Genomic DNA, 20,403 nt, shown 5'->3' with positions numbered 1-20,403 from the left:
ATCTCAACGACACTTTCCGGGCAAGAAGTGCGCCTTACTTGACGGCGACCCGCACCTTCACCGCGTCGTCGTCGGTGCCCTCCAACGCCTGCGAAATGAGCGTGCTCAAATCGAGTTTCGGCGCGCTCGAGGTCACCGCGTCGGCCAGCGGTCGCAGCCCGGGAATCAGCGACTTCAATTCCGGCCCGACCTCGTTGAGCCACTTCGTGATCTGCTCCAGGAACGGCACCAGGCCATTGCCCTCCAGATACATCTCCGGGGCGTTCCCCGACGCGACCACCCGGCCCACTGCCTCGACCAGCCCGTCGAGCACCTTGCCGAATTCCACGAAATTCGGCGCCGCCTCCGACAGCGCCGGATTCGCCCAGTCGATGTCCTTGGCCGCGAACTGGAAACTGTTCAGCAGTTCGGCGATCTTGGGCGAGCGGGTCATGATGGTCGAGGCCAGCAGATCGCCGGAGCGCGCCAGCTCCGGCATGACCGCCTCGGTGCCGGTCAGCGACTTGCTCATCGTCTGCACCAGCGAACCGACCACATTCGGATCGAGCTGGTTCATGGTCTTGGTGACCATCCGCGCCACCTCGGCGATGGACAGCGGCGTGCGGATATCGGCGGTGTCCAGGCGCTGCCCGTCCCGCAGGTACGGACCGCCGTCGCGCTTGGGCACGAACTGCACGTACGGCTCGCCGAGCGCCGAGAGATGCTCGATGGTGACCACGCTGTCGGTGGGCAGCCGCTGATCGCCGTCGACCCGGAACCCGACCTCCACACCGGCGGCGGTGCTGTCGACCGAGGTCACCTTGCCAACCGCGATACCGGTGAGCAGGATCGGCGAGCCGACCCCGAGACCACCCGAATTCTTCAGCACCATCGAGGCATTGGTGTAGTCGGCGAACGGGTCGTAGCGCACCACACCGAAGGTGAGGTAGGCCGCCCCGAGCACGAGGATGGTCGCGATACCGGCGAGCGAGGCCAGCGATCCCGGCTTGATCTTCATCGCACAGCTCCGATCATGCGCAGTGCCTGCACCATCCGGTCCACCTGTTCGGCGTCGGTGTCCTGCGAATTCACCTGCACGCCGGTGATGTTCACCTTCGGTCCGCGTTCGGCGAACGGAATCACCTTGTCGCGCAGGAACGCGACGAGCATGGACAGGTTCGAGGGCGAGCGCAGATCGAGCGGGCCGCCGGTGGCCAGCGGCACGAACGCTTTGGCCGCGGCGTCGCCGGACCGCACCAGCGGCGCCAGCCACACCAGCGATTCACCGACCGGGCCGAGCACGCCGAAAATCTTGGTGACGCCGTCGATCGACTGCACGGTCGCGTTCACCTGCTGCACCGACTCGGCGCTGAGGATGTTGTCCAGTTCGGGCTGAATATCGTGCAGCACCTGGGCATTGGTACTCAACCCGGCCAGCGCCTTGTCGACCTCATCGAGGTTCGCGGCCAGGTCGGCGGCATCGGCGCCCATCACCTGCGAGATCCGCGCCGTCTCCCGCGGGTCCTGTGGCAGCACGGAATTGAACCGGTTGATGATGTCCTGCAACTGGCCGATCGCGCCGCGCTGCACGAACAGCGCCATGGCGGCCATGGTGTCCTCGAGCTGCACCGGCGGGCGGCTGTGCGCCAGATCGATGACCGCTTCGGAGCCGAGCAGCTGGCCGAAACCGTCCGGGGGCGTGGTCAAGGCGATGTGGATGTCACCGAGCACGGTGTTCTGCCGCAACTCGGCGATGGTGCTCGAGGGCAGCTGGACCGACTTCGAGATGTCGGCGTCCACCACGACGTAACCGCCGCGCCCGGCCGGAGCCTTGTCGGCGGGGACCACGGTGACCTTGTCGACGGTGCCGATCTGTGCGCCGTTGGCGATAACCTTCGCCCGCGCGGGCAGATTCAGCACGTTCGCGAACTCGATCTGCAACCGGTAGGTCGGACCGGACACCGAGGTGCCGGGCACCGGTACCGACGAGGGGTCGAAACCGCACCCGCCGACCGCTACCGAGGCCGTGAGAGCCAGCGCGAGTGCGGTGCGCCGCACCGCTTTCCGATCCGGAATCCGCAGGGTCACCGTTCTCACTGCGCACCAACCGATCCCAGCACCAGCTGCGTCAAGGAAACATGCATCATCCCGTCGGCCGCGCCCGCGCAGCGCCCGGGAGTGAGGGCGTTGAGCGCGGCGCAGACCTGCTCCGCGTTCTGCTGCGGTATCGCGACCTTCGGTGGCGCATAGCCGATTCCGGGCGCCCCGGTCCGCGGATCCAGCACGCTCTGGAACGCGGACGCGACCACCGGCGTGGTCAGCACGATCTCGCGCAACGATCCGACATTGGCGCGCAGCAGCTTGATCAGCGGGATGCTCTGGTCGAGCAGCGCACCGATCTGCCCGCCGAACATGGTGGTGATGTCGTTGAGCATCGGCAGCAGCTGCCGCAGCCCGTCGAACAGCTCGGTGCCCGGCCCGAGCAGCTCGGTATTGGCCTGGTGCAGTGCGGGTCCGAGCCGGGTCAGCATCGTTTGCAGGTCACCCCAGTGCTCCTGCACCTTGACCGACACCGAGGCGAACGCGTCGAAAATGCCCGCTAGATCGGCGATATCGGCGTCCGGCGTCTTCAGCGCCGAGCCCAGCTTCTTGATCAGCTCGTTGATCTGCGGCCCGGTGCCCGCGGTCGCGCGGTCCAGGGCGGACAGGCCGTCGGCGAGCGAGTTCGGTTGCGCCGGATCGGGTCCCACGATCTGGTCGGACAATTGCGCCAGCGCCGTGAGGGTTTGGGTGAGACTCTTCGGGGTCAGCGTCTTGGTGATGCACTGCCCGCCGCCCCAGCGTTCGGTGTCCTTGCCCGAGGACAGCACGGCCAGTTCACGATCCGCGACGACGGTGTCGGAGACCGTGGTGGCCCCGGCGTCCGAGAGCACGGGGTAATCGGCGTCGACCTCGAAGTCGACGCGCACGTCGGTGCCCTGGTTGCGCACCGAAGTGACCGTGCCGACGGTGATTCCGCGCATGGTCACCTGATTGCCCTGGTACAGCCCGATGCTGTCCGGCATGATCGCGCAATAGCTCTGCGTCTTGTGCAGCGGATCGAAGGCGACGAAGTAGCCGGCGATCGCGAGCAGCCCGATGACGACGGCGCCCGCGATCGACATGAACGCCTGGCTGCCGAGTACCCGGTTCAGCATCAGCACTCCTTCCCGGGTAGTGGCACACACAGCCCGGCGGGCGCCGGCACGGTGTCACCGGACTGGTCGATGACGATGCCGTCCTCGGGGATCGACAGCTCCCGCAGTTTCGAGGTCAGCGCGTGCGCGGAGGCGATCATCGGCTCCAGCCGGCCGCCCATCTCCTCCATTCGCGGCAGCGCGTCGGCGAGCTGCTGTGCCTTGGGCTTCAGAGTGGAATCCCAGGTCGGCGCGAGCAGCGCGAGCCGGTTCACGACGCTGCTGAACAGCGCCACCGCCTCCCGCATCTCGGCGCGCTTGTCGATGAGCACGTTCTCCAACTGGATCGCGTTGTCCATCAGGCGCTTGAGGTCGCTCTTGGCGCCGTCGTACATCCGCACGTATTCGCTGGCGACGGAGATGGCGTTGGACACCTGGGTGCGCTGGCGATCGATGGCGTCGACGTAGTTGGCGACCGTATCGAGGGTGGTGCGCAATGCTTCCGGCGCGTTGTCCACCGAAGTGCTCAGTGTCGCAAGGTTTTCCCGCAGCGTGTTGCCGTCGATCTTGCTCAGTGGCGTGGTCGCGTCCTGGAAGGTCTGCACCAGGCTGTAGGGCAGGCGCACCCGGTCCGCGGGAATCGCGTTGCCGCCCAGGGGTTTGTCGCCCGCCGGGAACAGCGCGACGTAGTGGCCGCCGACCACGGTCAGCATCCGCACGTCCAGCGAACTCTGGTCGCCGACGAACACCTCGTTGTCGACGGTGAACTTCATGATGACCTTGTCCGGCTTCAGTTCCAGTGCGGTCACCGAGCCGACCGAGATTCCGGCCAGGCGCACGTCGTCGCCGGTCTTCACCGACTGGGCCTCGGAAAGTTCCGCGGTGTAGGTGGTTTTGCCGAACGGCACCACATACAGCGCACCGGCCGCGACGATGCCGATCACCAGCAGCGCCACACCGACAATGCCCAGGCGCACCTCGCGGCGACGTTTCGCGGTGTCGTCGAGCACGCGGCGGTCGCCGCCGAACAGGCGGGAGATCACGCTTGGCATATCGCCACCTTCTGTCCGGCGATGAGCACCCGCAGCGGGGCCGGAACCTCGGCGGCTCCCTTGCCGCACTGCGGCTTCCAGCCCGCGACCGTGTGCGGCAGCGCGTTGTCCACGGCATCGAGCAAGCCGGGCAGCTTGCCGAACACTTCGACCGCCTGCTGCGGGTCCGGGAACAACCGGCGGATCATCGCGTCCAGGTCGGCGGCGCCGTCCTGGTCCAGGCCGAGCGTGCTCAGCAGCCGATCCACCGGTCCGAGCACCGAGGGTGCCGTCATCGCGAATTGCGCCAGGCCGCCGATGTTCTCCTGCAGCGAGACGAAGATGTCGGTGAGGCGGGCCAGCAACGGCACCAGGTAGTGCACCCGCCCACCGACCCGGTCGGAGATGTCGGACATGTTCTTGACCAGCGTGCCGATCACCTGCTGCCGGTCACCGACGTACTTACTGAGCTCGGCGATGGACTCCATCGCCGGGCCGAGGCCGTTGCCGTCACCCTCGAGCACCGCGAGCATGTTCTCGGTGAACTTGTTGACCGACTCCGGCGACATCGTCGCCAGCACCGGCTTCAGGCCGTTGAACAGGCTGGTCACATCGAAGGACGGGATCGTCATGTCCGTGCCGATGGTCGCGTCGTCGGCCAGGCGCAGACCCGGATTGGGCTGCTGCTGCAGGTCGATGTAGCGCTGCCCGGTGAGGTTCTGATAGCGGATGGCCAGCACCGAGTTGTCGTAGACCGGCGACGAATCCCGCACCGTCAGACGGATTCTCGCCTTCACGCCGTCCAGCGAGATGCGTTCGATCTTGCCCACCTGCACGCCATACATCCGCACGTCGTCGCCGACCTTGAGGCCGTTGGCGTCGGTGAAAAGCGCGTCGTGAGCGTGGGTTTCGCCGTCGACCGGCCGTTTGATCGCGGTCAGCACCAGGGCGAGCACCACCATCATCACGCCCGCGAACAAGACCAGTCGCCAGGCCGCTGCACGTACGGTCATCGCAGACCTCCCTGCCCGAACAGCGGCACCGCGATACCGGGCACATTCTGTAGATCGACCTTCAGATTCAGCACCGGGCCGTCCGGCGTATCCGGCATGGCCGCGCGCAACCGCTCCAGCAGCAGCCGCAACTCCGCTGCCGACTGCTGCGGCCGCGGCACCATCTGCGCCAGCACGGTCAGCATCGGCGCGAGCATGTCGGTGGCCTCGGCCAGCTGCGTGCCCGCCGCTGTCACCGTGGTCGACAGGCCCGGCAGGATCTTGCCGGTCAGCGCCGCCACACCCACGTCGTAGCGGTCCTTGTCGGTCTGGGTGATCCGGATGTCGTGGACCTGATCGAGGATCTGGATGGTCGCGCCCGCGAACTTGCCGCCGCCGTCGAAGGCCGGTCCGAGGTTGCCGAGCAGCTCCGAGCTGGGCATGTTCTGGTTGTCGGCGATGATCTTCGACACCGAGATCAACGCCTGCACCAGGGGTGTCATGGCCTGGAAATCCGCGGACACCTGCGCGATGACGGTGGCCAGCTGCGGTGTCAGCACGGTCGCGCCGACCTGGGACATACTGCGCAGGATCGAACCCATGGTGGCGTCGTAGACGCGGCCCGAACGCGGCCCGGTCAAATCGATGACGCTGTCCGCCCGCAACGGCGAACCGCCTGCCCCACGCAGCAATTCGAGCTCGCTGATACCGAACAGGTTGGCCGGCGCGTAGTCCACGCGCAGGCTGTCGTCGATGCCGTGCAGCCGGGAACCGTCCAGCCGCAGCATGATTCGCTGCGTGCCGTTGGCGTCCGGGGACACCTCCTCGACCTTGCCCACCTGCACGCCGTCCAGGCGCACCTGGGTGCCCGCGCTGAGGCCGTCGCCGACCTGCTCGGTGTGCAACGCGATCCGCAGCCCGTCCTCGGTACGCAGATTCCGGTACAGCGAGGTCGCCAAGGCCACCACCGCGATGATCGCGACGATCACCAGCCCGACGGTGCGGGCTTTCCTCTTATCCGCGGCGACGCCGGGCAATCCGTATTCAGGCACCACTCACCCCGTAAAACTGATCGCCGCGTTGAAACCCCACAGCACGATGGACAGCACCATGTCGATGGCGATGATCGAGACGAAACTGGCCCGCACCGCCCGCCCGGACGCGATACCCACACCCTCGGGACCGCCGGTGGCGAAAAAGCCGTAATAGCTGTGCACCAGGATCACCACGGTTCCGAAAATGGCCACCTTGATCACCGCGGCGATTACGTCGAACCCGGAGACGAACTGGAAGAAGTAATGGTCGTAGACGCCCGCGGACTGCCCGTGCACCAGCGTGATCAGACCGCGGCAGGCGCCGTAGGACAGGATCAGCGCGATCAGGAAGGTCGGCACGATCGCGAGCGCGCCCGCGATCACCCGGGTGGTCACCACGAACGGCACCGAGCGCAGGCCCAGCGACTCGATCGCGTCGATCTCCTCGGAGATGCGCATGGAGCCGATCTCGGCGGTGATCCGGCAGCCCGCCTGCGCGGCGAAGCCGACCGCGGCGGCGATCGGCGCCAGCTCACGGGTGGTCGCGTAGGCGGAGACCACGCCGGTGACCGGGCCCATGCCGAGCATGTCCAGCGTCGCGAACGACTCCACGGCGACCGAGGCGCCCATCACCAGGCCGAGCACGATCATCATCGGCACCGTGCCGCCGCCGACCACGATGGAGCCGCGACCCCAGGTCATGTCGGTGATGGCGCGCATGGTTTCGCCGCGGTAGCGCTTGAGCGTCAGCGGGATCGCCGAGAGCACCTGCCAGACGAACACGGCGATGAAACCGAGCATGTCGGTGGCGCGGACGATCCGGCTGCCGCGCCGGAAGTACCGGCGGACCCAGCGAAACCCCTTGGGGGCGTAGGCGGAGGTCGTCATCTATGCCAGCTTCGTGGGTAGGAACATGGCGGTGACCTGGGTCATCGCCAGATTCACGATGACGATGGAGACCACCGAGAGCACCACGGCCGCGTTGACCGCGTCGGCCACACCGCGCGGTCCGCCCTTGGCCTCGAGCCCGCGCTGGCAGGCGATGATCACGACGAGGAACCCGAAGATCAGCGCCTTGAGCAGCGAGACCCACACGTCGGCGGTGGTGGTGAAGGAACCGAAGGTGGCCCAGTAGCTGCCCGGCGTGACACCCTGTCCCGCGATCGCGACCGCGTAACCGGCGAGCACGCCGACGAAGATGATGAGGATATTGAGCAGGGGCGCGACGAGCAGCATGGCCGCCATGCGCGGGATCACCAGGCGGTGGATCGGGCTGATGCCCATGGTGTGCAGCGCGTCGATCTCCTCGCGGATGGTGCGCGCGCCCAGGTCGGCGGCGATCGCCGCGGCGCCCGCGCCGCCCAGCAGGAAGCCGGTGGCCATCGGGGCGCCCTGCTTGATCACGCCGAGGCCGCCGGTCGCGCCGAGCAGCGAATCCGCGCCGAGCGTGTGGATGAGGTTGCCGACCTGGATCGAGACGATCACGCCGAACGGGATCGCGATCAGGATCGCCGGAATGGTGGTGACCGTGATCAGCCGCCAGGCCTGCAGGATGGCCTCGCGCCACTGGAATTTGCCGCGCGCGATGTCACCGGCCGCGCCGGTCACCGATTCCTCGGCCATGCCGACCGCGCGACCGAAGGTGCGCAGGGACGACACCACGGTGTCGGAGAAATTCTTGCGGACGACCTGGACCGGGGATTCGCGACGTTTTTCCTGCCGCAGGAGTTCCAGCTGTTCCAGCGCTGTGCGGGTATCCGAGGTCATACGCGAGTTCCGCGCCCCACGCCGAAGGCACGGGTCGTGTCGAAGTTCATCAGGTTTCTCTCCGAATCCGGCGTCATCGCCACCTCAAGCAAGCTAATAGGTACTCTAGGTCACAACAAAATCGCGCCTATGTGACGCTGGTCACTTACTCACCGGTTCGTAAACACTCTGAGTTATTCGTGAAGCGCATCATGCGATACGCACTAATGCGATCCAATGCACATAAGTGCTGGATAGAAGCGAATTCTTTACCCATTGCCAAACGGCCAGAAGATGGCCCAATCGGACAAACGAGTCATCGAGCACGGTGAAGTGTTTGCAATCGGCAACTTCCGGAGCAATTCCTGACAGTCCCTTATAGATAGCCGCACAATTGCCCTACCCGGTTCCAGCAAACGCGACTTCCGCAGTCCGGGCATACTTCCGACCGGGACTCCACCCCTCGGAACTCACGCCGCATGGGCTATTCGGTCGAAGCTGCGGAAAGTCACTAATTTGCAGCGATAGCTATCTTTTAGCTATTTCCCAATTAGTATCGGCCGAATGCAACTCCGGCTATGTCGTGTAGTCATGCTCGGCCTCGCCCTCCTGCCGGCCGCGGCAGCGTGCACCTCCCAGTCACTGGCCGAGTCCCCGGCGGTATCCGCCAGCTCCCCAGGCATTTCCGCGCGCGCCGGCGGCTTCGGCAACTTCGGCACCGTGCATCGACCGGGCAGCTCCACCGAGGTCGCGAAGGTGCTCGAACTCGACATCGCACACGAGACCATGCGGTGCACCGAAACCTCCGACGAGCAATGCCTGCAAATCCGCCGCGATCCGAACGGCCCCTGGGAGCTCTGCTACGCCGAGATCGACGGGTTCGACTACGACCAGGGCTACCGGTACCACCTGCGGGTGGAGCAGACCCCCGCCGAGAACCCCAGGTCGGAGGCGGCCTCCTTGCGGCTGGTGGAGGTGCTCGACAAGCAGCGCGTCATCCCCGACACCGACGAGCGCCCCGACAACACCGGCCTCGACGGCCCCGGCTTGTAGGGCCCCGGCCTGCCCGGTCGCTGACACCTGGGCACAGTGCCCGACCGCGCTGGGCACCTGAACGAATTCCGTTGAATACCAGTAATTTTGCGTTGGTTGCGCCATATGGTCCGGGCCCAGGTATCGAACTTACCCGCCCGTCAGGAAGTCCCCATGCGCACCACACCCCTCGCCCTCGCCGCCGGCACCGCCGCGTTCTGCCTGTTCGCCGCGGGCACTGCCCACGCCGGACCGATCAATTTCGCCGCCAAGGTGGACTCGCCCTCCGGCGGATCGTTCCCCTCCTGGGGCCCGGGCCCATCCCCGACCGGCACCGTCGGCGCGGACTTCAACGGCGACGACATCCTCGACATCGTCGCGGCCGATTTCCAAGGCGCCGGACCGATTCTCATGACCGGCAAGGGAAACGGCACGTTCAATCCGGGCACCCGCGTCGGCACTGTCGGCAACGGCTACGGCGCGGTGGCCGCCGGCGACCTCAACGGCGACGGCGCACCCGACGTGGTGGCCCAGGCCTGGACCTTCGTGGCCACCTTCCTCAACAACGGCGACGGCACCTTCGCACCCGCCAAGAAGGTCGTGACACTCGAAGGGGCACAACAGGAAGTCGCGGTCGCCGATACCAACGGCGACGGCAAGGCCGACGTGCTCAGCCTGGTGCCCGCCGGGGTCAAGACCTGGTTCGGCAAGGGCGACGGCAACCTCGAATCCGGTCCGTCCAGCATCATCCCCGGCGTCCCGACAGCATTCACGCTGGGCAAGTTCAACAACGACAACCGGGTCGACCTGGCGGTGAACAACACTGTGCTGCAACAGGCGCACGTGTTCACCGGCAAGGGCGACGGCAGCTTCGAATTGCGCGGAGCCAGCACCTCGGGCCTCATCACCGAGGACGTGGGTGCGGGCGACTTCAACGGTGACGGCATCGACGACGTGATCACCGCCGACTCCTTCTCTTTCAGCACGACGCTGCTGACTTCCAATGGCCAGGGCGGGTTTTCTAAGACCGACCGGGTCGCGCTGTCCGGGCTCGGGCCGACCAGCATCGCCGTCGGCGACTTCGATCGAGACGGGAAGCTGGACGCCGTGATGTCGGCGGTGCTCAACTCGAAGATGGTGGTGTTCAGCGGAAAAGGTGACGGCACCATCGCCAAGTCCGGCGAATTCGGGGTGACCTCGCAGCCGCAGACGCCGGTCGCGGCGGACTTCGACGGCGACGGCAAGCTCGATGTGGTGGTGGCGGGTAGCGCGAACGCGGTGTCGTTCCTGAAGAACATCTCCTGACCGGGCTACGCGGACGCCTTCAGGGCGATCGAGTACAGATCTCGCGCGGGTCCGGTCAGGCGCTGACCCGTCGGCCAGACCGCTCGCAGGCTGCGGCTCAGGTCCAGCTCGGCCACCTCCGCAACGACCAGGTGACCCGCGGCGACATCGGCGGCGACGGCGAGCGAACTCAGCACCGAGACACCGACATCGGCGGCGACCGAGGTTTTGATGGCGGTGGTGGAGGACAGCTCCAGTGCGATGTTCGGTTGCCAGCCCGGAACGGCATGCGCCACAACCTTTTCGAAGAGCGTCCGGCTGCCGGAGCCGGGCTCGCGCTGAATCAGCGGGGTGGCGGCGAGCTCGGCCAGCGTCACCGCACCGCGGCGGGCCCATTTGTGTTGCGGTGCAACGACGACCAGCAACTCGTCGCGGGCCACCTCGTGACTTTGCAAGCCGCGGAAGGACTGTGGGCTCTCGATGAAGCCGATCCCGGCCTTGCCGTCGAGCACAGCCTGCGCGACCTCGACCGAGTTGCCCGCTTCGAGCGCGATGGTGACCTCGGGCGCGCCCGTGCGCATCGTCATCAGCCATCCCGGGAACAAGTACTCGGCGACGGTCTGGCTGGCCGCGACCCGCAGCCGGGAATCGCGCTCGGCCCGCAAGGTGCCGATTCCCGCGTCCAGCTGTTCGGCCGCGTCCACGACCCGCCGGGCCCACTCCGCGATCAGCGCGCCGGCCGGTGTCGGCAGGGAACCGAGCGTCGTCCGCTCCAGTACGGGCGTCCCGACCAGCTTCTCCAGATAGCGAATGCGCGAGGACGCGGAGGGCTGGCTGATCCCGTGCGCCTGCGCCGCGCGACCGAGACTGCCCAGCTCGATGACCGAAAGCAGCAGATCCAGCGCGGCCAGATCCGGCACCCGCGGCGACAAAGGCATAGACCCACTCTATGCACCCATAGCTATGCGGCGGCTACTCGACCTGGCGCGCAGCGGTGATGCTGAATTCATGACCGCCACCATGACCTCGCGCCCGCTCGGTTCGCGGCGCCTACTCGGCGAGCTGGACCGCGATTCGCTGCGCCACCTCGGACCGAACTGGTTCGCGGCCGTGATGGGCACCGGCATCGTCGCCAACGCCGCCGCCACCCTGCCCTGGCAGTTCCCCGGCCTGCACGACGCGGCGATCGTCGTCTGGGGCGTCGCCGCCCTGTTCCTGATCGGGCTGACCATCGCCTACGCGGTGCACCTGATCCGCTTCCCGGAGAACGCGCGCGCCCACCGCCACAACCCGATCATGTCCCAGTTCTTCGGTGCGCCGCCGATGGCGCTGATGACTGTCGGCGCGGGCACGCTACTGCTCGGCAAAGACGTGATCGGCCTGAGCGCCGCCGTCGCCATCGACTGGGTGCTGTGGTCGGCGGGCACCGTCCTGGGCCTGCTCACCGCCTTCGCCATCCCCTACCGGATGTTCACCCGGCACCAGATCGATGGCGATGCCGCGTTCGGCGGCTGGCTGATGCCGGTCGTGCCGCCGATGGTCTCCGCCGCCATGGGCGCCCTGCTGGTGCCGCACACTCCCGCGGGTCAGCTGCGCCTGACCATGATCATCGCCTGCGTCGCCATGTTCGGCCTGTCGCTGATCGCCGCGCTGGTGACCATCACCATGATCTGGTCGCGGTTGGTGCACTTCGGTGTGTCCAAGGGTGCGATGGTGCCGACCCTGTGGATCGTGCTCGGCCCGCTCGGCCAGTCGGTGACCGCGTCCGGTCTGATCGCCAACGCCGCACACGGATCGCTGCCCGAGCTCTACGACAAGGGCCTGATCGTCTTCTCGGTTATCTTCGGCATCGTCACCTGGGGCTTCGCCATGCTGTGGCTGGCGCTGGCCGTAGCGGTCACCTACCGCACCTACCGCGCCGGAGAACTCCAATTCAACCTGACCTGGTGGGGTTTCACCTTCCCGCTGGGCACCTGCATCACCGGCAGCGCCGTGCTCTACACCCACACCCACGCCTACCTGTTCGCCGGAACCGCGGTCGCGCTGTACGCACTGCTGGTCGGCGCTTGGAGCGTAGTCGTGGCGAAGACACTGCGGGGTCTACTCAGCGGTGCGCTGCTCGCTAATCCAGCAGCGGATACCGCCCGAATCGCAACAGCCCGGTGATCGCCTGTGGCGCAGCGTAATCTGTGACAGCATCAGGAGTGACGTGCGTCACCAGCTGTGCCTAACCTCATACGTGGCATTGCCTTTCGCTGCGGTAGCGGCGAGTTACCTTGACGCCGTTCAAGATTGCAGGCGTTAGGAAAACTGATGAAGGTCACGGCCCCACGGCTGTCTCTCCTCGGCCGCGCGGCCGGGCTATGCGTTGCGCTGGCACTCGCCGGCGGGTGCGGCTCGGCCACCAAGGTCACGCCCCCGCCACCCAATTCCCCTGGTAACCCGATAGGTTCGGCCGCCGAGATCAGCCAGATGGTGGATCAGCTACCGGTCGGCAAGGAAGCCTCGATGAGCGGCTACGACCGCGAGAAGTTCCCGCACTGGGACACCAACAAGGCCGAGCACGGATTCGGCGCCGAATTCACCCAGTACGCCAAATGCACCACCCGTGAGGTGATGATGCTGCGCGACGCCGTCGGCGCGGTCACCCTCGACGCGAAGAGCTGCAAGATCACCGTCGGCAAGGATGGCGGCTGGCGCGACGAATACGGCTTCATCGACAGCAAGACCGGTCAGATGAAGCCCTACAAGTGGATGACCGACCCGGCCACCGTCGACGCCGAACACATTGTGCCGCTGGCCGAAGCCTGGCGCTCCGGCGCGGCGTCGCGCGACGAGGACACCCGCCGCCGCATCGCCAACGACTCCATCAACCTGGAAGCCTCCGACCCCTCGGCCAATCGCTCCAAGGGCGACCAGGACATTGCCAATTATTTGCCACCGGGTACTTTCCGGTGCGCCTATATCGATCGATACGTGCGAGTGAAGATAAAATACGCACTGACCGTTGATTCCGCCGAACAGTCCGCGCTGCGCACCGCGGTCGCGGACTGTGTCTCTCGAGGAGAGTTCAAATAAGCGACATCATCGAGATCCCAGCCAAAGCCGCCGTCATGACCGAAGAGGAAGGCACAGTCTCCGGTGACCTCGACGTCACCGTCGACGCCGCCGGAAAGGGCTTGGTCCGTTACCGGGGCAACGAAACCTGGTACACCATCGGCAATCTCGCCGCCGAACCAGCACGGACGTGGAAAACCACCGCCGACCTGGCGGCGGCGATCGCCGCCGGAATCGGCGAGCGCGACGCCGCGGGCAACACCGTGCCCTTCGAGGCCTGAACCTCAGGCCGAGACGCGGTGCCCCGCGGCTTCGAGGACGGCGGTAGCCGCCTCGAGCTTGGTCTCCGGCACCAGGACCAGGTCCGCATGGAAGGTGGAGGCGACGAACACCGAGATCTTCGCCTCCGCCAGCGGGCCGACCAAGGCCGCCAGCATGCCGGGCACATCGAGCCCGTGCGCGGACCCACCGCCGTAGAACCCCACCCACTTCTCGGCATCCACCCAGGGCGGTGCGTCCCGGACCACGGTGAGCCCCTCCGGGGCTCGCACCAGCGCGATCCACTCGTCGTCCTCGGGGAACGTCGCCTCCGGGAAATGTTCGATCACGAACCGCGAGGGAACGACGTTCAGGCGCTGCGACATTCCGCCACCTTAGACAACGAACTGCGTGATCTCCTCAGGACATCGTGACGACGACCTTGCCGAACGGATCCTCCTCCGAGAAGTAGCGATACGCCTCGATGGCCTGCTCGAAGGGGAAGGTGCGGTCGATGACCGGGCGCAGACGGTGTTCGGTGATCGCCCGGTTCATGGCCTCGAAGTGTGTGCGGCTGCCTACTGCGATGCGCCGGATCGACAAGTACGAGTTGCCGAACGGGTTGCCGTCGCCTTCGGTGAGCGCCGGGCCCGGCATGGCGCCGATCATGGTGAGCTGGGCGTTGTAAGCGCCGGAGGCAACGGATTTCGGCAAGGTGGGCATGCCGACGGTGTCGAGGATGTGGTCGGCGCCGTCGCCGCCGGTCAGTTGTGCGACTTCCTGCTCCCAGTCCGGTGTTTCGGCGCGCACGATCACTTCCTCGGCGCCGAGTTTGCGGAACCGTTCGGCCTTCTCCTGCGTCGACGTGACGGAAATGACTCGGGCGCCGAGCATTCCGGCGTGCTGGACCGCGAACAGCGCCACTGTGCCGCTGCCGACTGTCAATACCGTCTGACCGGGCTGCACCGGAACCGGGGTGGTGAGGGCCGCCCAGGCAACGAGGCCCGCGCAAGTCAGGGTCGCGGCTTCGGCATCGGTGAGGTGCTCGGGGACATGGACGACCGAATCCTCCTCGAGCAGGGCATATGTGGCGAGCATGCCGTTGTGGTTCGCGCCGTACTGTTCGGCGGCGTGGGCGAGACGTTGCGGGCCGTCGACCCAGTGCACGAAGTAGGTGGCCGTGACACGGTCGCCGAGGGCGGCGCGAGTTACCTTGTCGCCTAGGGCAATCACCTCGCCGACACCGTCGGACAAGGGGACGATGCCGGGAGTCGCGGGCAGCGGGTAGGTGCCGTCCATCAGCATGAGGTCCCGGCGATTCAACGAAGCCGCGAGGACTTTGACGAGAACTTGGTGTGGCCCGGGTTCGGGCAGTTCCTGGGTCCGGGCCTCGAGGCCGTTGCGGCCGCGGGCCGGATCCAGGTGGTAGGCAAGGCCGTTCATTGGTGTTCCCTTCAGTCAGCCGATGTACTGGCTGTCGAGGCGGATGCGGCCCTGCTCGTCGAGGGCGATGACGTCGTAGCCCGCGCCGGCGACCGTGCCGTCGGTGGCGACCATGTCCCAGCCGAGGCCGATCAGGTCGGTGGACAGCCGGGTGGCGGCGCCGCGGGCCACGAACCGGTGGCCGGGGGCGACGAACATCTCGTAGGCGCGGGTGACGCGGCGTTCCAGCGCTGCGAGCCCACGCACCTCCACCGGCGGGATCGGAAACGCCAATTCGGCCAGCGCCTCCCGCATCGCCTGCGGCGGATCGACCAGCAGCTGCATGCCGTCGCCGGCCCAGAGTTCGTGAATCAGCTTGTGCCGCAGGTCGTTATCGGCTTCGTTCCACATCGCGACGTAGCGCTCGGCGAAGGCGGCCAGTTCGTGCTCGTTCAATTGCTTGCTCATGGGACCGAGCTTGCTGGAGCGGATGCGGCTGTGCGATTCCCTGCAGGGAATGGTGCGCGACCACCCGATCGGATATCACTGAACCCATGACCACTGTGGAGGCGACCGGTTTCGCGCGCCAGCTCAAGCATTGGCGCACGCTGCGGCGGGTCAGCCAGCTGGATCTCGCGATCCGCACCGAAACCAGCCAGCGCTATCTCAGCTTCCTCGAACAGGGCCGCTCCCGCCCCGGCCGCACCATGGTGGTGCGCCTGGCCGAATCCCTGGAACTGTCCCTGCGGGAACGCAACGACCTCCTGCTGGCGGCCGGCTTCGCTCCCGTCTTCCCCGAATCACGCTTGGACACACCCGAATTGGCGCCGATCAAGGCGGCCCTGGAGCGCATCCTGGACGGGCACCTCCCCTACCCCGCCGTGGTGGTCGCCCCCTACGGCCGCCTCGTCGCCGCCAACGCCGCGTTCGACCTGCTCGCCGGCCCCGCCGCCGAACACCTGCTGAAACCACCGATCAACGTGCTCCGCCTGGCATTACACCGCGAGGGGCTGGCGAAACACGTCGTCAACCTCCCCGAATGGGGCCGCCACGTCACCGAATCCCTCCGCGGCCGCGCCCTGCGCAGCCCCGATCCCGCCCTCGACCAATTGATCGCCGAACTGGAAAGCTATCTCCCCGAAACCAATCCCGGCCCCGACCACCTCGGCTTCGCCGTCCCCCTTCGCCTCCGCCGCCCGGAAGGCGAACTCCAACTGATCACCACCATCACCTCCTTCGCCACCGCCGTCGACATCACCCTCGCCGAACTCCACCTGGAAGCCTTCCTCCCCGCCGACGATTACACCGCCACCTACCTCCACCGCCGATACGGCCACCGCTGACGCAACCGCCCGACGCGTACACGCTGGGTTCGAGACGGCCTCAGCGGCACGCTGTGCTTGCGGCGGCGGTGCAGGGCATGCAGGTCGGGGGATGTCACCAGGCGCGGGCGGCGGTGCGGAGGTGCTGGGCGACCTGGTCGACGTGCGGTGCGGTGGGGCCGGGGCGGCGGACGAGGAAGCCGGTGTTGATCGGTGGGTCGGCGGGGTCGAGGAGGGCGATCAGGGCACCCGTCTCGAGTTCTTCCGCACAGAGGTAGCGCGGGAGGACGCTGATTCCGGCGGCCGCGGCGACCGTCGCGGAGATCGCTCGGAGGTCGGCGACGATGACGGCGGGTTCGGCGGTCAGCCGGACACCGAAGACGTGCCGCCAGTAGCGCCGCAGGATCGGGAGATCCGCCGCGTAGCTGATCAGCGGCACCCCGGACAGGGCGACAGGTCCTTCCGCGCGCAGCCGCTCGCCGTCGATGCGCGCGGCGACAGCGGGTGCGGCGACCAGCACGAATTCCTCGTCGGTGAGCGGTTCCGCCACTACCGTGCGGCCGCGCGGGCGGACCGTGGACAGCACCAGGTCGTACTGTCCCGCACGGAGTCCGGCGAGCAGCTCATCGGACAGTCCCGCGGTGACATTCAGCCGAACGCCCGCGGTGATCAGCGGTGCGAGCGCCGGAAGCACCTGTGTCGCAAGCATTTCCGCTGGACCGGCCAGACGGACCGGAGGTTCGGGGGCGGGTTCGGCGTGCGCCGGGCGGCCGATCGCGAGTTCGAGCGCGTCCAATGGTCCGGCGACCCGGGCAGCCAGCTCGGCAGCGGCGGCGGTCGGCGCGACTCCACGCGGGAGACGATCGAACAGTTGATACCCGAGCCGCTTCTCCAGGGACCGCAGCTGCGCGGTTACCGTGGGTTGAGACAGTCCGGCCAGCCGGGCGCCGGCCGTCACCGTTCCCGCCCGGTACACCGCCAGAAACGTGCGCACCTGCGTCAGATCCAGGGCTCCATCGGTTTCCCTATCGCTCACATCGGAAAGTCTATTGGCTGACCGATCGCTCCGGTTCCTAAGCTCGAGACCGCGACACCAACACTCTCGACGGAAGGCTCTCTGTAATGGCCAAGATTCTGTTCGTACTAACCGGCGCCGACCACTGGACCCTCAGTGACGGCAGCACCCACACCACCGGCTACTGGGCCGAGGAATTCCTCGCGCCCTACACCGCCCTCACCGAGGCGGGCCACGAAATCGTGGTCGCCACCCCCGCCGGCACGGTGCCCCCGGTCGACCAGGTCAGTCTCACCGCCGACTCCAACGGCGGGCAGGCCGAAGCCGACAAAGTCGCCGCCGCGATCGCTGCCGCCCCCGAACTCCAGCAGCCGATCCGCATCGCCGACGCCGTCCTCGGCGACTACGCGGCCGTCTATTACCCCGGCGGTCACGGCGCGATGGAAGACCTCCCCACCGATCAGTCCTCCGGCGAACTGCTCACCGCCACCCTGTCCTCCGGCAAGCCCCTGGCCATCGTCTGCCACGGTCCGGCCGCCATTCTGGCCGCGAAGAACTCCGACGGCACCTCCCCCTTCACCGGCTACCGCCTCACGGGATTCACCAACGACGAGGAAACCGCCGCGGGCTTCGCCCCCAAAGCCCCTTGGCTGCTCCAAGATCGCCTCGTCGCCTTGGGCGCCGACTTCCGCGAAGCCGCCCCCTTCGCCCCGCACATCGAGGTCGATCGCAACCTCTACACCGGCCAGAACCCCGCATCGTCTGCCGCACTGGCCGCTGAACTGGTGAAAGCCCTCGCCTGAAGCGTCGGGGGATCTGCCCGCAGTGAGCTGATCGAACGCCACACCCGCCTGGCCGCGGTGCCGCCGGGCATGCGGCGGGGCGTGTGGGCGGTCGTTCCGGAGCACGGGGAGAATGGCTGGATGCCGGATTTGCTGTGGGATGACGTGCGGAGTTTCTTCGATCCCGAAACCATGGGTGCGCTGCCTGATCTGCAGGTCGCGGATACCTCCGCGACCGACTGGCAGGCCCTGTTCGACTTGATTCGGTCGAGCGGGTGGCAGTGGGAGTACAGCGAGGACGGGACGCCCGCGGATCTTCCGGCCGCGGCGGAGGTACTGGACCGGGCCGAGGACGCGCCGATGCCGGAATTGCGAGTGCAGCCGGTGCCGGATGTGCTGGTGGTCTTCCGGCCCTGGTCTGCCGACTCGATCGAGTTCGACGTCGATCTTCAGGAACTGCAGGGGCAGCGCGGGGTCGATACTCTCTGCGAGTTCCTCGGCACGATCGGTCGGCATCTCGGGAAGGCCGTGGTGATGACGCCGGAGAAGGATCCGGCGCGCCCGGTTCTCGGGTTCGACCCGGACGCCGATCGCGTCGTGCTGCTGGCCGGACCTAGCTGACGGTCGTTTGTCAGCGGCGGCTGGCGCGGCGGTAGCCGATCACCGCGGGCGTCGCGAAGATCACGATCAGAGCCACTGACCACACCACTGTCAGGATCAGCGGGTGAGCGGTGGGCCCGCCCAGGGCCAAGGCTTTCATCGCGTCGACGGCGACCGACATGGGTTGATTGCGGACGACCGGCTGGATCCACTGGGGGTAGGCGATCAGCGGGACGAAGCCGGTGCTGAAGAACATCAGCAGCGAGCTGAGGATCGTAATGCCTTCTACCAGAGTCGCTTTCGCGGTGAAAACGGCGACTGCGGTGACCATGGTGGCGAACGCCCAGCCGAAGAGCACCGGGATGCCGACGAAGGCGAGAGCGGCGAGCGGGCCCTGCTGGAAGCGGAAGCCCAGGAGATGGCCGACCAGGATCACGACCAGGGTGCCGGCGAGGATGCGGCATCCTTCGGCGAGGATGCGGGAGATCAGCCCGGAGGCGCGATGCACGGGGAGCACCCAGAAGCGGGCGAGCAGTCCGGCGTCGCGTTCCCGGCCGAGCATCACACCGCCGGCGACCGCACCGGACAGCGCGCCGACGATCGCGACCATCGGTACCGACCCGTACAAAGCGTTTGTGCCGGAGAACTTTTCGATCTGATTGCCGACGACGATGTCGAGCATCAGTAACAGCAGGCACGGAATGATCAGCGTCTCCAGCAGGGCGATCGGATTGCGCGACCACCGGAGCAACAACCGTTGCGTCTGAATCATCGTGTGCCGCACCAGCGAGACAGGTGCCGTCTCACCAGGACTGTCTGTGCGAGCGACCGACAGCACCATCATGCCCTCCTCGAACTCAGCCGAACCACCAGCGGCACGCACACCACCAGGATCCCGATCACCCACAGCAGCGGTGGACCCATCAGCGCCCAACTCACTTCGCCCGCATTACCTTTCGAATCACCGGCCAGCGCGCGCAACCCGATCGCGAACTGCGAGATCGGCTGATTGCGCACGAACGGCTGTACCCAGGACGGGAATTGGCTCGCGGGTGCGAGCCCCGTCGAGAGCATGCCGAGAATCAGCGGCGGCAGCACCAGCGCCTGAGTGGTCGCTTCCGGACTCTTGGACACCGTCCCGATCACGTCCGCGCCGAGCGTCAGTGCGACGCCGATCAGCATGGCGAACAGCAGAAATCCGAGCGTGTGCGCGAAATCCAGGTGGAATCGGAATCCGATCGCATGGCCCGCGACCAATGCCGCCGCCAACGCGATCAATAGCCGGAAGATGTTGCCCGCCATGCGAGCTGCCACCGGAACCAGCGGTCCGATCGGCATCGAACCGAAGCGCCGATCCAGTCCCGCGACCGCGTCCGTCGCGGCCCGGAAGGCCGCGCCGATCGCGGTGAACGCCGCCGCCTGCAGGATCACGATCGGCATCATGAACTGCGCGTAGCTGCTGAATCCGTGCCCGGCGAAGGTCATTACGGTCTTCAGCGGGATGTAGAAGCTGGCCGTGAACACCACCGGCGCGAGGACCGAGGACAGCACCTCCCCGGTTTTCAGCGCCGGCACGATCAGGCGCGAAGTGAGCACCCACCACTGCTGCACCTTGAGAGGCGTTGCGCGAGTGTCGGTCAACCAAGCTCCGGCGGTCATCTCGCGACCTCCCG

General features: G+C 67.0%; 23 protein-coding genes. 8 read left to right on the top strand and 15 right to left on the bottom strand.

What is annotated here, in order from left to right; all coding sequences use genetic code 11:
• Positions 1-34: 34 nt before the first annotated feature.
• The 8 genes from IBX22_RS32455 to IBX22_RS32420 are packed head-to-tail and all read right to left on the bottom strand — an operon-like array spanning position 35 to position 7,979.
• Complete coding sequence (locus tag IBX22_RS32455) at positions 35-997, bottom strand: MlaD family protein (RefSeq protein WP_228539981.1); 963 nt, start codon at positions 995-997, stop codon at positions 35-37.
• On the bottom strand, positions 994-2,076 hold the full coding sequence (locus IBX22_RS32450) for an MlaD family protein (RefSeq protein WP_309234878.1): 1,083 nt from the start codon (positions 2,074-2,076) through the stop codon (positions 994-996). The genes IBX22_RS32455 and IBX22_RS32450 overlap by 4 nt, the downstream gene beginning before the upstream one ends.
• Positions 2,073-3,176, bottom strand: coding sequence for an MlaD family protein (locus IBX22_RS32445; RefSeq protein ID WP_194819621.1), 1,104 nt, complete (start codon positions 3,174-3,176; stop codon positions 2,073-2,075). The genes IBX22_RS32450 and IBX22_RS32445 overlap by 4 nt, the downstream gene beginning before the upstream one ends.
• Positions 3,176-4,207: an MlaD family protein gene (locus IBX22_RS32440; RefSeq protein ID WP_194819620.1), complete on the bottom strand. Its 1,032-nt coding sequence runs from the start codon at positions 4,205-4,207 to the stop codon at positions 3,176-3,178. Before IBX22_RS32440 ends, IBX22_RS32445 begins: the two co-directional genes overlap by 1 nt.
• Positions 4,195-5,199 (bottom strand): MlaD family protein, encoded by a 1,005-nt coding sequence (locus IBX22_RS32435; protein WP_194819619.1) that lies wholly within the window; start codon positions 5,197-5,199, stop codon positions 4,195-4,197. The genes IBX22_RS32440 and IBX22_RS32435 overlap by 13 nt, the downstream gene beginning before the upstream one ends.
• Positions 5,196-6,230: an MlaD family protein gene (locus IBX22_RS32430; RefSeq protein WP_194819618.1), complete on the bottom strand. Its 1,035-nt coding sequence runs from the start codon at positions 6,228-6,230 to the stop codon at positions 5,196-5,198. Before IBX22_RS32430 ends, IBX22_RS32435 begins: the two co-directional genes overlap by 4 nt.
• 3 nt (positions 6,231-6,233) lie before the next feature.
• A complete protein-coding gene (locus IBX22_RS32425) occupies positions 6,234-7,100 on the bottom strand; it encodes an ABC transporter permease (protein ID WP_194819617.1) in 867 nt (288 codons plus the stop codon).
• Positions 7,101-7,979 (bottom strand): ABC transporter permease, encoded by an 879-nt coding sequence (locus tag IBX22_RS32420; protein WP_194819616.1) that lies wholly within the window; start codon positions 7,977-7,979, stop codon positions 7,101-7,103.
• Positions 7,980-8,522: 543 nt separating this feature from the next.
• Between IBX22_RS32420 and IBX22_RS32415 the strand changes: the two genes are divergently transcribed.
• Positions 8,523-9,011, top strand: coding sequence for a DUF4377 domain-containing protein (locus IBX22_RS32415; protein ID WP_194819615.1), 489 nt, complete (start codon positions 8,523-8,525; stop codon positions 9,009-9,011).
• Positions 9,012-9,164: 153 nt separating this feature from the next.
• Entirely contained in the window at positions 9,165-10,295 is a 1,131-nt protein-coding gene (locus tag IBX22_RS32410; RefSeq protein WP_194819614.1) for a VCBS repeat-containing protein, read from the top strand.
• A 5-nt stretch (positions 10,296-10,300) separates the two neighbouring features.
• Here the strand turns inward: IBX22_RS32410 and IBX22_RS32405 are convergent, their stop codons facing one another.
• Positions 10,301-11,212 carry a LysR family transcriptional regulator gene (locus IBX22_RS32405; RefSeq protein ID WP_194819613.1) on the bottom strand — a complete coding sequence of 304 codons (912 nt, stop codon included), beginning with the start codon at positions 11,210-11,212 and terminating at the stop codon, positions 10,301-10,303.
• Between the two features lie 70 nt (positions 11,213-11,282).
• Here IBX22_RS32405 and IBX22_RS32400 point away from each other — a divergent pair, with 70 nt between their 5' ends.
• The 3 genes from IBX22_RS32400 to IBX22_RS32390 all read left to right on the top strand — a co-directional run bounded on the left by IBX22_RS32400 (position 11,283) and on the right by IBX22_RS32390 (position 13,612).
• On the top strand, positions 11,283-12,440 hold the full coding sequence (locus IBX22_RS32400) for a TDT family transporter (RefSeq protein ID WP_194819612.1): 1,158 nt from the start codon (positions 11,283-11,285) through the stop codon (positions 12,438-12,440).
• A gap of 147 nt (positions 12,441-12,587) precedes the next feature.
• Complete coding sequence (locus tag IBX22_RS32395) at positions 12,588-13,352, top strand: HNH endonuclease family protein (RefSeq protein WP_194819611.1); 765 nt, start codon at positions 12,588-12,590, stop codon at positions 13,350-13,352.
• 35 nt (positions 13,353-13,387) lie between these two features.
• A complete protein-coding gene (locus tag IBX22_RS32390; RefSeq protein ID WP_194819610.1) occupies positions 13,388-13,612 on the top strand; it encodes a hypothetical protein in 225 nt (74 codons plus the stop codon).
• A 3-nt stretch (positions 13,613-13,615) separates the two neighbouring features.
• Here the strand turns inward: IBX22_RS32390 and IBX22_RS32385 are convergent, their stop codons facing one another.
• Genes IBX22_RS32385 through IBX22_RS32375 form a run of 3 tightly spaced genes read right to left on the bottom strand, consistent with a single transcriptional unit; the run spans position 13,616 to position 15,479 of the window.
• Positions 13,616-13,975, bottom strand: a complete 360-nt coding sequence (locus IBX22_RS32385) for an ACT domain-containing protein (protein WP_194819609.1) — start codon at positions 13,973-13,975, stop codon at positions 13,616-13,618.
• Between the two features lie 34 nt (positions 13,976-14,009).
• The gene (locus IBX22_RS32380) at positions 14,010-15,032 is read right to left on the bottom strand and encodes an NAD(P)-dependent alcohol dehydrogenase (RefSeq protein ID WP_194819608.1); all 1,023 of its coding nucleotides are present in this window, start codon (positions 15,030-15,032) and stop codon (positions 14,010-14,012) included.
• A gap of 15 nt (positions 15,033-15,047) precedes the next feature.
• Positions 15,048-15,479: a hypothetical protein gene (locus IBX22_RS32375; RefSeq protein ID WP_194819607.1), complete on the bottom strand. Its 432-nt coding sequence runs from the start codon at positions 15,477-15,479 to the stop codon at positions 15,048-15,050.
• A gap of 86 nt (positions 15,480-15,565) precedes the next feature.
• Here IBX22_RS32375 and IBX22_RS32370 point away from each other — a divergent pair, with 86 nt between their 5' ends.
• Positions 15,566-16,354: a helix-turn-helix domain-containing protein gene (locus IBX22_RS32370; RefSeq protein WP_194819606.1), complete on the top strand. Its 789-nt coding sequence runs from the start codon at positions 15,566-15,568 to the stop codon at positions 16,352-16,354.
• 94 nt (positions 16,355-16,448) lie between these two features.
• Here the strand turns inward: IBX22_RS32370 and IBX22_RS32365 are convergent, their stop codons facing one another.
• Positions 16,449-17,369, bottom strand: coding sequence for a LysR family transcriptional regulator (locus tag IBX22_RS32365; protein WP_194819605.1), 921 nt, complete (start codon positions 17,367-17,369; stop codon positions 16,449-16,451).
• 86 nt (positions 17,370-17,455) lie between these two features.
• Between IBX22_RS32365 and IBX22_RS32360 the strand changes: the two genes are divergently transcribed.
• Together IBX22_RS32360 and IBX22_RS32355 are read left to right on the top strand one after the other, a co-directional pair.
• The gene (locus tag IBX22_RS32360) at positions 17,456-18,151 is read left to right on the top strand and encodes a type 1 glutamine amidotransferase domain-containing protein (RefSeq protein ID WP_194819604.1); all 696 of its coding nucleotides are present in this window, start codon (positions 17,456-17,458) and stop codon (positions 18,149-18,151) included.
• A 120-nt stretch (positions 18,152-18,271) separates the two neighbouring features.
• Positions 18,272-18,751, top strand: coding sequence for a hypothetical protein (locus tag IBX22_RS32355; RefSeq protein WP_194819603.1), 480 nt, complete (start codon positions 18,272-18,274; stop codon positions 18,749-18,751).
• 10 nt (positions 18,752-18,761) lie between these two features.
• Here IBX22_RS32355 and IBX22_RS32350 read toward each other — a convergent pair whose 3' ends face one another.
• Together IBX22_RS32350 and IBX22_RS32345 are read right to left on the bottom strand one after the other, a co-directional pair.
• On the bottom strand, positions 18,762-19,574 hold the full coding sequence (locus IBX22_RS32350) for an ABC transporter permease (RefSeq protein WP_375540308.1): 813 nt from the start codon (positions 19,572-19,574) through the stop codon (positions 18,762-18,764).
• Complete coding sequence (locus tag IBX22_RS32345) at positions 19,571-20,389, bottom strand: ABC transporter permease (RefSeq protein WP_194819602.1); 819 nt, start codon at positions 20,387-20,389, stop codon at positions 19,571-19,573. The genes IBX22_RS32350 and IBX22_RS32345 overlap by 4 nt, the downstream gene beginning before the upstream one ends.
• Positions 20,390-20,403 lie beyond the last annotated feature (14 nt).

It is taken from the genome of Nocardia sp. XZ_19_385, assembly GCF_015355755.1.
Taxonomy (GTDB): domain Bacteria; phylum Actinomycetota; class Actinomycetes; order Mycobacteriales; family Mycobacteriaceae; genus Nocardia.
Note: the sequence above shows the minus strand (reverse complement) of the source record. Positions and strands in the feature narration are given on the sequence as shown.

Bases quoted from the DNA above. Each gene is read 5' to 3' on its own strand.
- IBX22_RS32455 (WP_228539981.1), bottom strand. From the start codon at position 997: ATGAAGATCAAGCCGGGATCGCTGGCCTCGCTCGCCGGTATCGCGACC.
- IBX22_RS32445 (WP_194819621.1), bottom strand. From the start codon at position 3,176: ATGCTGAACCGGGTACTCGGCAGCCAGGCGTTCATGTCGATCGCGGGC.
- IBX22_RS32440 (WP_194819620.1), bottom strand. From the start codon at position 4,207: ATGCCAAGCGTGATCTCCCGCCTGTTCGGCGGCGACCGCCGCGTGCTC.
- IBX22_RS32435 (WP_194819619.1), bottom strand. From the start codon at position 5,199: ATGACCGTACGTGCAGCGGCCTGGCGACTGGTCTTGTTCGCGGGCGTG.
- IBX22_RS32425 (WP_194819617.1), bottom strand. From the start codon at position 7,100: ATGACGACCTCCGCCTACGCCCCCAAGGGGTTTCGCTGGGTCCGCCGG.
- IBX22_RS32420 (WP_194819616.1), bottom strand. From the start codon at position 7,979: ATGACCTCGGATACCCGCACAGCGCTGGAACAGCTGGAACTCCTGCGG.
- IBX22_RS32415 (WP_194819615.1), top strand. From the start codon at position 8,523: ATGCAACTCCGGCTATGTCGTGTAGTCATGCTCGGCCTCGCCCTCCTG.
- IBX22_RS32410 (WP_194819614.1), top strand. From the start codon at position 9,165: ATGCGCACCACACCCCTCGCCCTCGCCGCCGGCACCGCCGCGTTCTGC.
- IBX22_RS32405 (WP_194819613.1), bottom strand. From the start codon at position 11,212: ATGCCTTTGTCGCCGCGGGTGCCGGATCTGGCCGCGCTGGATCTGCTG.
- IBX22_RS32400 (WP_194819612.1), top strand. From the start codon at position 11,283: ATGACCGCCACCATGACCTCGCGCCCGCTCGGTTCGCGGCGCCTACTC.
- IBX22_RS32395 (WP_194819611.1), top strand. From the start codon at position 12,588: ATGAAGGTCACGGCCCCACGGCTGTCTCTCCTCGGCCGCGCGGCCGGG.
- IBX22_RS32390 (WP_194819610.1), top strand. From the start codon at position 13,388: ATGACCGAAGAGGAAGGCACAGTCTCCGGTGACCTCGACGTCACCGTC.
- IBX22_RS32385 (WP_194819609.1), bottom strand. From the start codon at position 13,975: ATGTCGCAGCGCCTGAACGTCGTTCCCTCGCGGTTCGTGATCGAACAT.
- IBX22_RS32380 (WP_194819608.1), bottom strand. From the start codon at position 15,032: ATGAACGGCCTTGCCTACCACCTGGATCCGGCCCGCGGCCGCAACGGC.
- IBX22_RS32375 (WP_194819607.1), bottom strand. From the start codon at position 15,479: ATGAGCAAGCAATTGAACGAGCACGAACTGGCCGCCTTCGCCGAGCGC.
- IBX22_RS32370 (WP_194819606.1), top strand. From the start codon at position 15,566: ATGACCACTGTGGAGGCGACCGGTTTCGCGCGCCAGCTCAAGCATTGG.
- IBX22_RS32360 (WP_194819604.1), top strand. From the start codon at position 17,456: ATGGCCAAGATTCTGTTCGTACTAACCGGCGCCGACCACTGGACCCTC.
- IBX22_RS32355 (WP_194819603.1), top strand. From the start codon at position 18,272: ATGCCGGATTTGCTGTGGGATGACGTGCGGAGTTTCTTCGATCCCGAA.
- IBX22_RS32350 (WP_375540308.1), bottom strand. From the start codon at position 19,574: ATGATGGTGCTGTCGGTCGCTCGCACAGACAGTCCTGGTGAGACGGCA.
- IBX22_RS32345 (WP_194819602.1), bottom strand. From the start codon at position 20,389: ATGACCGCCGGAGCTTGGTTGACCGACACTCGCGCAACGCCTCTCAAG.